This is a genomic window from Amycolatopsis sp. NPDC054798 (genome assembly GCF_053611505.1).
In genome coordinates this window covers 60,454-69,198 of sequence record NZ_JBSHAM010000051.1, presented here as the reverse complement: position 1 = coordinate 69,198, position 8,745 = coordinate 60,454, and the positions used below count along the sequence as shown (strand labels likewise).

At 68.1% G+C, this 8,745-nt stretch carries 9 protein-coding genes; 1 reads left to right on the top strand and 8 read right to left on the bottom strand.

Features of this window, described 5'->3' with window-relative positions; all coding sequences use genetic code 11:
* Positions 1 to 251: 251 nt before the first annotated feature.
* The 8 genes from ACWGIC_RS28055 to ACWGIC_RS28020 all read right to left on the bottom strand — a co-directional run bounded on the left by ACWGIC_RS28055 (position 252) and on the right by ACWGIC_RS28020 (position 7,979).
* Positions 252 to 1,997, bottom strand: coding sequence for a sensor histidine kinase (locus tag ACWGIC_RS28055; protein WP_452078914.1), 1,746 nt, complete (start codon positions 1,995 to 1,997; stop codon positions 252 to 254).
* On the bottom strand, positions 1,987 to 2,676 hold the full coding sequence (locus ACWGIC_RS28050; protein WP_452078913.1) for a response regulator transcription factor: 690 nt from the start codon (positions 2,674 to 2,676) through the stop codon (positions 1,987 to 1,989). Before ACWGIC_RS28050 ends, ACWGIC_RS28055 begins: the two co-directional genes overlap by 11 nt.
* A 74-nt stretch (positions 2,677 to 2,750) precedes the next feature.
* Positions 2,751 to 3,359, bottom strand: coding sequence for an RdgB/HAM1 family non-canonical purine NTP pyrophosphatase (rdgB, locus tag ACWGIC_RS28045; RefSeq protein WP_452078912.1), 609 nt, complete (start codon positions 3,357 to 3,359; stop codon positions 2,751 to 2,753).
* Positions 3,356 to 4,132: a ribonuclease PH gene (gene rph / locus ACWGIC_RS28040; protein WP_452078911.1), complete on the bottom strand. Its 777-nt coding sequence runs from the start codon at positions 4,130 to 4,132 to the stop codon at positions 3,356 to 3,358. Before rph ends, rdgB begins: the two co-directional genes overlap by 4 nt.
* Before the next feature lie 38 nt (positions 4,133 to 4,170).
* On the bottom strand, positions 4,171 to 4,938 hold the full coding sequence (locus tag ACWGIC_RS28035) for an MBL fold metallo-hydrolase (protein WP_452078910.1): 768 nt from the start codon (positions 4,936 to 4,938) through the stop codon (positions 4,171 to 4,173).
* Positions 4,939 to 4,974: 36 nt separating this feature from the next.
* Positions 4,975 to 5,775 carry a glutamate racemase gene (gene murI / locus ACWGIC_RS28030; RefSeq protein ID WP_452078909.1) on the bottom strand — a complete coding sequence of 267 codons (801 nt, stop codon included), beginning with the start codon at positions 5,773 to 5,775 and terminating at the stop codon, positions 4,975 to 4,977.
* Complete coding sequence (locus ACWGIC_RS28025; protein WP_452078908.1) at positions 5,772 to 6,455, bottom strand: rhomboid family intramembrane serine protease; 684 nt, start codon at positions 6,453 to 6,455, stop codon at positions 5,772 to 5,774. Before ACWGIC_RS28025 ends, murI begins: the two co-directional genes overlap by 4 nt.
* 201 nt (positions 6,456 to 6,656) lie before the next feature.
* Positions 6,657 to 7,979 (bottom strand): MFS transporter, encoded by a 1,323-nt coding sequence (locus ACWGIC_RS28020; RefSeq protein WP_452078907.1) that lies wholly within the window; start codon positions 7,977 to 7,979, stop codon positions 6,657 to 6,659.
* Positions 7,980 to 8,002: 23 nt separating this feature from the next.
* Between ACWGIC_RS28020 and ACWGIC_RS28015 the strand changes: the two genes are divergently transcribed.
* Positions 8,003 to 8,745 (top strand): TetR/AcrR family transcriptional regulator (locus ACWGIC_RS28015; protein WP_452078906.1); only part of this gene is annotated, 743 nt, incomplete at its 3' end.

The window sequence follows — 8,745 nt, the reverse complement described above, 5'->3', positions numbered from 1 at the left end:
GGCTAGCGCCCCAATGTGGCATTGGGTGCATGTGACGCACCGAATGCCACATTGGGTGCGTGGGACGCACCCAACGCCACATTGGGGGCAGCGCGGCGGGTGGGGGGCGGGCCGTGAAGGGCTCCTTGAGGGAATCTAAGTCCGTGAAGGTGCCCTTCACGGACTCGCGCGGGCCGTGAGGGGAACCCTGAGGGAATCAGGGGCTGTGAAGGTTCCCCTCACGGAAAACTGCAGCGAAGGGGCCATCACGCTCATTGAGCGGGGAAACGCAGGGTGAAGGTCGTGCCTTCCCCGGGGGTGCTGGTGGCGGTGACTTCGCCGCCGTGGGCTTCGGCTAGTTTGCGCACGATTGCCAGGCCTAGGCCGCTGCCGCCGGAGCTTCGGCTTCGGGAGGGGTCTGCGCGCCAGAAACGGTCGAAAACGTGCGGCAGGTCTTCGGGGGCGATTCCGGTTCCGGTGTCGGTTACTTCGAAAATCGCGTCGGTTTCGGATTGGGCCGCGGTGACGGTTACCGAGCCGCCGGGCGGGGTGTGGCGGATGGCGTTGGAGACGAGGTTGTCCAAGGCTTGGCGCAGGCGTACTGGGTCCGCGGTGATAGCGGGATTCGCCATTGGCGGGACGGACAGCCGGACGCCAGCGGTTTCGGCGCGCGGGGTGTGCGCGGCGGCCAGGTGGGCCAGCAGGGTGTTGGCGTCGATCGGCTCCGGGTGGACGCGCAGCGCACCGGCGTCGGCTAGGGCGAGGTCTTGCAGGTCGTCCACGATGTGTTGCAGGTGGACAGCTTCTTCCAGCAGGGAGGCGACCAGGTCGTCGTCCAGTTCGCTGATGCCGTCTTGAGCCGCTTCCAGCCAGCCTCTGATGGTGGCCAGCGGGGTGCGCAGCTCGTGCGCTACGTCGCTGACCATCACTTTGCGGGCGCTCTCCAGTTCTTCCCTCGCCCGCGCCATGTCGTTGAAAGCCGCGGCCAGGCGGGCGATCTCGTCCTTGCCTTTGACGCGCACCCGGGCACCCGTCTCGCCTGCTTTCAGGCGTTGGGCCGCGCCGGTCAGCGCGCGGAGGGGGCGGATCAGGCGGATCGACGCCAGAGCGGTGACGATGACCGTCAGCAGCAGGATCGCGGCGGTGACGGCGACGAGTTTCGTGCGGTTTTCCGCGGAGAGAGCAAAACCCGTCGGGGGCTGGTCGGTGCCCTTTTCGGTGATGTACAGCCAGGCCGCCGGGGCGACGTAGGGGGTCAGCTGCTCCTTGCGGGCTGAGGTCACGCAGTTGGTGATGGTCTGGTCGGTGGCTTGGACGACCGGGCCGTCGAAGGTCCAGGACAGGGCGAGTTTGGCGACCGGGACGGTGCTGTCGTTGCGGCCGAGACAGGCGTCGATCAGGCCGGACAGCTTGTTCAGGGCGGCTCGTTCGGTCTCGGTGGGGCGTTCCAGAAGGCCGGTGCCGCATTGCGCGGTGCCTGCGGGGGCGATGACTCGAGGATGGCCGCTCGGGGAGATTTCCAGGCTGCCCAGTCCGGTTCTGCGCTGGGTGCAGGACAGGACCTTGTCGGCGATTTCCCGGAGGTCGTCGCGTTCGTCCGCGGGAAGCTGGTAGGGGCCGACCGCGTCGGGGTCGATCCGGTCGGGCGTGGATTTGATGCCGAGGCGGGTGTCGACCGCCAGGGGGTCGATGACCGCGGACGGCTGCGGCGGGAGTGTGCCGGGGTTCTGTTCCGAACTGGCGATCAGTTTGCCCTGCGGGGTGGTCAGGACGATTTTGCGGCCGGTTTTCTCCGCGTAGTCGTTGATGGTTTTGGTCGCGCCGGACCAGGTGGGATGGGTTGCCGCGTAAGAAAGCAGGGCCTGGTAGATGGTGCCGTCGTCGGCGAAGAGCTGGCCCTGTTCTCGTTCGATGGCACCGGAAGTGGTCCGGGAGGCCAGCCAGGCGGTGGCTGCGATGGCGCACACTGCGATGGCCGCGGTTACCGCGAAGAGGCGGAAGAGAAGGCTACGGGGCATCGGACTTCGCGGTCAGTTTGTAGCCGACGCCGTAGACCGTCAGGAGTTTCGCCGGTTTTCTGGGGTTGGCTTCGATTTTCTTTCTGAGATTCATGATGTGCACGTCAATGGCACGCTGCGTGATGTAGCGGTCGAAGCCGTGCAGATGTTCCAAGAGCTGAGCCCGGGTGAAAACCTGGTCCGGCCGGGCGGCCATGACCTCCAGGATCCGGAATTCTCCCGGAGTGGTTTCGATCGGGTTTCCGCTTACCGCGACCTCGTGTTTGTCCTTGTCGACGGTCAGCGTGCCCACTTTGATCGGACCGTCTTTCGCCGCGTTCGTCCTCCGGAGAAGAGTCCGGACCCTCGCCATGAGTTCCCGCGGGCTGTAGGGCTTCGTGACGTAGTCGTCCGCGCCCAGGTCCAGGCCCTGAAGCAGGTCGTCCTCGGTCGACCTTGCCGTGAGCATGAGGATGGGGAGATCGGAGGAAGCCCGGATGGTCCGGCAGACGGTCAGGCCGTTCATGCCCGGCAGCATGACGTCCAGGATGAGAAGATCGGGTTCCGCGGCGCGGATTTCCGCCAGTGCGGCCTCACCGGTGGGCGCGACGGTGACGGTGTGCTGTTCGTGTTCCAAGTAGCGGCGGACCAGTTCCGCTTGTTTCGGATCGTCTTCGGCAAGGACGATATTGGCGCACATGCTTGCCGAGACTAGCCCGGGCGCCGTCCCGGAGCCACCAGCGCGGCTCCGGGACGGGACTCCTCGTGCAGAGTTTATGCGCCGGCCAGTTTTCGCAGGGCAGGCAGAAGTGCGCGCAGGGCTTTGCCCCGGTGCGAGGCGGCGTCTTTTTCCGCCGGGGTCAGTTCCGCACTGGTTTTGGTTTCGTTTTCCGGCACGAAGATCGGGTCGTAGCCGAAACCGTTGGTACCGCGCTTTTCCCTCGTCAGCGTGCCTCGCCATTCGCCCCGGACCGTGGTGGTCTCGCCGGAGGGCAGGGCCAGTACGGCAGCGCAGACGAAGGCCGCGCCCCTGCGCTCGTCCGGGGTGTCCGTCAGCTGCGCCAGCACCAGGTTCAGATTCGCTTCGTCGTCGCCGTGTTTGCCGGACCACCGGGCCGAGAGGACGCCGGGCATGCCGTTCAAGGCGTCGACGCTCAGGCCCGAGTCGTCCGCGATCGCGGGCAGGCCGGTGGCGGCTACCGCGTCCCGGGCCTTGGCCTCGGCGTTGCCTTCGAAGTCGGGCGCGGTTTCCGGGGCTTCCGGGAACTCTTCGACGTCGTTCAGGCCGAGCACCTCGACGCCCTGGATGCCTTCCGCTTCCAGGATCCGGCGCAGTTCGCCCAGTTTCTTCGCGTTCCGGGTGGCCAGCAGCAGTTTGGTCACTTCTGGCCCTTCTTCTTGTCCGGACGCGGTTCCGGCAGCTCGCCCGGGTACGGCAGCGCCAGCACTTCGTTCTGCAGCCGCGTCAGTTCCGCGCAGCCGGCCAGCGCCAGGTCCAGCATCGTGTCCAAAGTGGACCTCGCGAAGGTGGCTCCCTCGCCCGTTCCCTGCACCTCGATGAGGGTTCCGGCGTCGGTGGCGACCACGTTCATGTCGACCTCGGCGCGCGAGTCTTCCTCGTAGGGCAGGTCGAGGCGCACCCGGCCGTCCACGACGCCGACGCTCACCGCCGCCACCGAGGACGACAGCGGCTGCGGGTCGTTCAGCCGGTTCGCCGCGCCCAGCCACGTGATCGCGTCCGCCAGAGCCACGTAGCCGCCGGTGACCGCGGCGGTGCGGGTGCCGCCGTCCGCCTGGATCACGTCGCAGTCGATGACGATGGTGTTTTCCCCGAGCGCCGCCAGGTCGATGCAGGCGCGCAGGGAGCGGCCGATCAGCCGGGAGATCTCGTGCGTCCGGCCACCGATCCGGCCCTTGACCGCCTCGCGGTCGCTGCGGGTGTTGGTCGCGGACGGGAGCATCGCGTACTCCGCGGTGACCCAGCCGAGACCGGACCCGGCACGCCAGCGCGGCACGCCCTCGGTCACACTCGCCGCGCACAGCACCCTGGTGTTGCCGAACTCGACGAGCACCGACCCGGCAGGCCACTTCTGGAACCCGCGGGTGAGCTTCACTTCGCGGAGCTGGTCGTCGTTCCTGCCATCTTTTCTCACCACGGGGAGCACTCTAGGACGTCCCCCCGACACTTTCGCGATCAGAGGTCGTAGACGGCGCCTTGGGTCACCAGCTCGGCATCCGGGAACACGGCTTTGGCCTCGGCCAGGACGGCGTTCCGGTCGGTCCACGGTGCGACGTGGGTCAGCAGCAGGCGGCCGACCCCGGCTTCCTTGGCCAGTTCACCTGCTTCTTTTCCGGAGAGATGCACGCCTTGCGGACGATCGGCGGCATCGGTCCAGGACGCTTCGGAGAGCAGGACATCGACGCCGTCAGCCAGTTCGCCCAAACCGCGGCACTGCCCGGTGTCGCCGGTGTACGCGAGGATGGTGCCGCCGTACGCGATGCGCAGGCCGAAAGCCGGCGTCGGGTGGTACACAGCGACAGCGGTCACGTCGAAGGGCCCGATCACGACAGTCTCTTCGCGCAGCTCGTGGAATTCGTACACGTCCGACAGATCCGCAGCAGCGCGCTCGACGGCGTCGGCTGCGTACGCGTGCGCGAGGCGCGAAGGCGCTTCTGCTGGTGCGTACAGCGGCAACCGCCTCGGCCGCGCCGGGTAAGGCGGCGCGGGGTGGTAGCGGCGAAGCACTGTCAGGGAGTTGACGTCGGAGCAGTGGTCGGCGTGCAGGTGCGAAAGGACGAGCGCGTCCAGGTCGAACGGGTCCAGCACGGTCTGCAATTGGGCGAACGTGCCGGTGCCCAGCTCAAGACCGAGCCGGTAGCCCTCCGCCTCCAAGAGGTACCCGGACGCGGCGGCGTTCGGTCCGGGAACGCTGCCCGAACACCCGAGGATCGTCAGTCGCACCCCGTCACCCTAACTCCGCCCAGCGCCACCGCAGCGTCACGCGCTGACCGGGGCCAGCGCACCGGGCGCGAAGCCCATGAACCGCTGGGCCAGGCGGGCGAACGGCTCCGGCGAACCGGTGGCGAGGAACTCGTGCTTCGGCGGCTCGTCGCGTTCGGCGAGCAGGTCGAGTTCGGTCAGCACGCGGTAGAGGTCTTTGGCGGTTTCGTCAGCGCTGGAGACGAGCGTGACGTCCTGTCCCATGACGATTTGCAGCACTCCGGACAGCAACGGATAGTGCGTGCAGCCGAGGATGAGCGTGTCAACCTCGGCTTCGAGCAACGGCTGCAGATAGCCCTGTGCCAGACCGAGGATCTGTCGGCCGGTAGTGATGCCGCGCTCGACGAAGTCCACGAAGCGCGGGCAGGCGACACTGGTGAGGCGTACGTCCGGCGCTGCGGCGAAGGCGTCGTCGTACGCCCTCGAACGCACTGTGCCCTCGGTGCCGATCAGTCCGACGCGCCCGCTGTGCGTGGCAACAGCGGCTCGGCGAGCGGCGGGAAGAACCACCTCGATCACCGGTACGTCGTAGCGTTCGCGCGCGTCGCGAAGGCAGGCCGCCGACGCTGTGTTGCACGCGATCACCAACGCCTTCACTCCGCTCTCGACCATGTCGTCGAGAGCGGCCAACGCGTATTCGCGAGCGGTGGCGATGGGCAGCGGGCCGTACGGGTTGCGCGCGGTGTCGCCGACGTAGCGCAACTGTTCGGCGGGCAGCAGTTCGAGAATCGACCGGGCGACGGTGAGCCCGCCGACGCCGGAATCGAAAACACCGATGGGCGCGCCAGGAGAACTCACATCCCGAGGTTACCCGGGGTCGTCGGCTCGATCTTCGGGGATTTGACGCGTTCGCCGCGTGAGGTCAGCCACGCGGCGAGGATGCCGGCCAGCGCGCCGAAGAGGTGGCCCTGCCACGAGATGCCGGGGTTGCCGGGCAGCAGGCCCCAGAGCATCCCGCTCCAGATGCCGAGCAGCACGACCGCGACCGCGATCTGCGCGAGCGACCGGTGGAACAGGCCGCGCACCAGCAGGTACGCGAGCCAGCCGAAGGCGAGCCCGGACGCGCCGACGGTGTAGGCGTTCGACGGTCCGACGAGCCATACGCCGATCCCGGAAACCGCCCAGATGATCGCGGTGACCACGGCGAACCGGCCGATCCCCGCGGCCATCGCGAGGAAGGAGAAGACCAGCACCGGCACCGTGTTGGAGAACAGGTGCGACCAGCCGGCGTGCAGCAGGGGCGCCCAGAGGATGCCGTCGAGGCTGGACGCCTCCCGCGACAGGATCCCGCCGTGCGTGAAATCGCCCGGCAGGATCACGTCGAGCAGTTCCACCAGGTACAGCACAGCCACAAACCCCAGCGCGACGAATGCCGCGGCCTTGGGATTGGGCGGCAGGATTCGCTTCGCGGCGTCGACCGGCTTGCCGCCCGCGGCGGGCGGCGGCGAGGTCGGCGGGAGGGGAGGCAGTGTGCTCACGACCTCAGGCTACGTCGGCGGCGGGCGGACGGCCTCGGGAGAAATCCCTGAACTTGGGCTCCGGGTAGTGGTCCGTGAAGGACTCCTTCCGGGAATCTGATTCCCTCAAGGGGCCCTTCACGGACTTCCCGGAGCGGCGAGGTCGTGAGGGGCCCCTTCACGGACTTGGATTCCCTCAAGGAGTCCTTCACGGACCGGCAGTCACACCATTGCGGGCTTCCGGAGCAAGTTCCCATAGGCGGCCGCGAACAAAGCGGAAAACAGCGCAGCCACCGCCGCCACCGCGAAGCTCCATCCTGGACCGCCAGCCGGCAGCACCACCGCGCCGACCGCTCCGGCGAGACTGCTGCCCACCACCCGGACCAGCGCGTTGATCCCGCCAGCAGCGGCCGTCTTCGCGGGCTCGACGTGTTCGACCGCCATCGTGCCCAGCGCGGCGTAACCGAGCCCGATGCCCAGCCCCAGCACCGCGGCGACGGCATAAAGCCCGAGCCCGTCCCCCGGCAACGACGTCAGCCACAACGCGGCGACCAGCACCACCGCCGAACCAGCGGCGACGAGCGCGGGCGCGCTGAACCGGCGCATCAACGCACCGGCCAGCACGGAAACCACCAGCATCAGGATCGTCGTCGGCAAGAGGTAAAGGCCCACCTGCAGCACCGACGCCCCGAGCACGCTTTGCGCGTACGCCGAAAGCGTCATGATCGTGGCGAATAACGCGAAGCCCAGCAGAAACGACGCCACTGTCGCGCCCACAGTTTTTCGGTGCAGCAGCATCGGAATCTCAATCAACGGCGTCTTCGTGCGCCGCGCCGTCACCACCCACACCGACGCCAGCACGACGGCCGCGACCAGCAGACCGACCGTCGTCCAGCCCCATTCCGACCCCTTGCTGATCGCCAGCAGCAGGCAGATCAGCCATCCCGACACCAGCACCGCGCCCAGCAGGTCCGGCGAACCGCTCCGCGCGGCACCCGTCCGGTCCTCCCGCACCGCGGCGACCAGCACGAACGCCACCACGCCGAGCGCCGCGAGCACCCAGAACACCAGCTGATGGTCCCCACCGGCGAGCCCGGCGAGAATCATCCCGCCGCCGCTGCCCGCGCCGATCGTCGCGCTCAGCACGCCGATCGCGGTCGGCAGCGAGCACGGCGGCAGAACGTTCCTGACCTGGCCGATCGCCAGCGGCAGCAACGGCGCGGCCGTCCCCTGCAGGATCCGGCCGACGACCAGCACCGGCAGCGACTCCGCCACCGCCGCCAGCACCGATCCCCCGACCAGCAACGCGAGCACGACCAGCGACATCGTGCGTCTGCCGTACAGGTCGCCCAGCTGCGCGACCAGCGGAATCGCGACCGCGCCCGCCAGCAGCCCCGCCGTCAGCGCCCACGACACCGAACTGAGCGGCACTCCCAGCGTGAGCTGCAGCCGCGGCAGCAACGGCACCACCACGGTCATCTGCAAGGTCCCGACCGCCACTGCGAACGCCAGCGCGGCGACCGTCCCCCAGTAGTTTTTATACATGTATAAAAACGTAGCATGACGGCATGCCAGCGCGCACCGGCCGACCGCCGAAGATCTCCAAGGCCGACATCGTGGCCGCCGCTCACCGGGTCGTCGAGGAGGACGGCGTAGCCGGGTTGACCATGCGCAGGCTCGCCCGCGAGGTCGGCAGCACGGCGATGGCGCTGTATCACCACGTGCGCGACAAAGAAGGCCTGCTTCTTCTGCTGCTGGACGACTACGCGCGGAGCAATATGCGTCGGCCGGAGAACCTTCCCGACGAACCGGGAGAGCGCATCGTGGCGGTCGCGAAGGCGATGCGGGACGGGCTGGCGAGCTGCCCGTGGATCGTGGAAGTACTGCGCTCCGACGACCTGCTGTCGGTCGGAGGACTGTGGTACCCGGAGAAAATCGTTGCGGCAGCGGAGAAAGCGGGGCTGCCGACGGAAGCGGCGGTGGAGCTCTACCGAGCGGTGTGGCACTACACGCTGGGCGAGATCAGTTCACGCGCGGCCGCCGCGCGACGTCGCGATCAAGGCGGCGACACCTACCGCGAGCGAGTCTTCGCGGAACTGGACGCGACGGAATTCCCGACACTCGCCCACATCGGACCGCGCTGGGAAACCCTTACCGCACAAGACAATTACGAACGAGGCGTACGCGCGCTCGTCAGGGGATTACTGCCGTGGGGGGGACCCAGAAAGAATAAAGGGTGGCCCCAACGCCGGGGGGGCCGGCACACTCCCGGGCCGCCAGACCGGATGAGCCAGAGTCAACCGACCCCCAA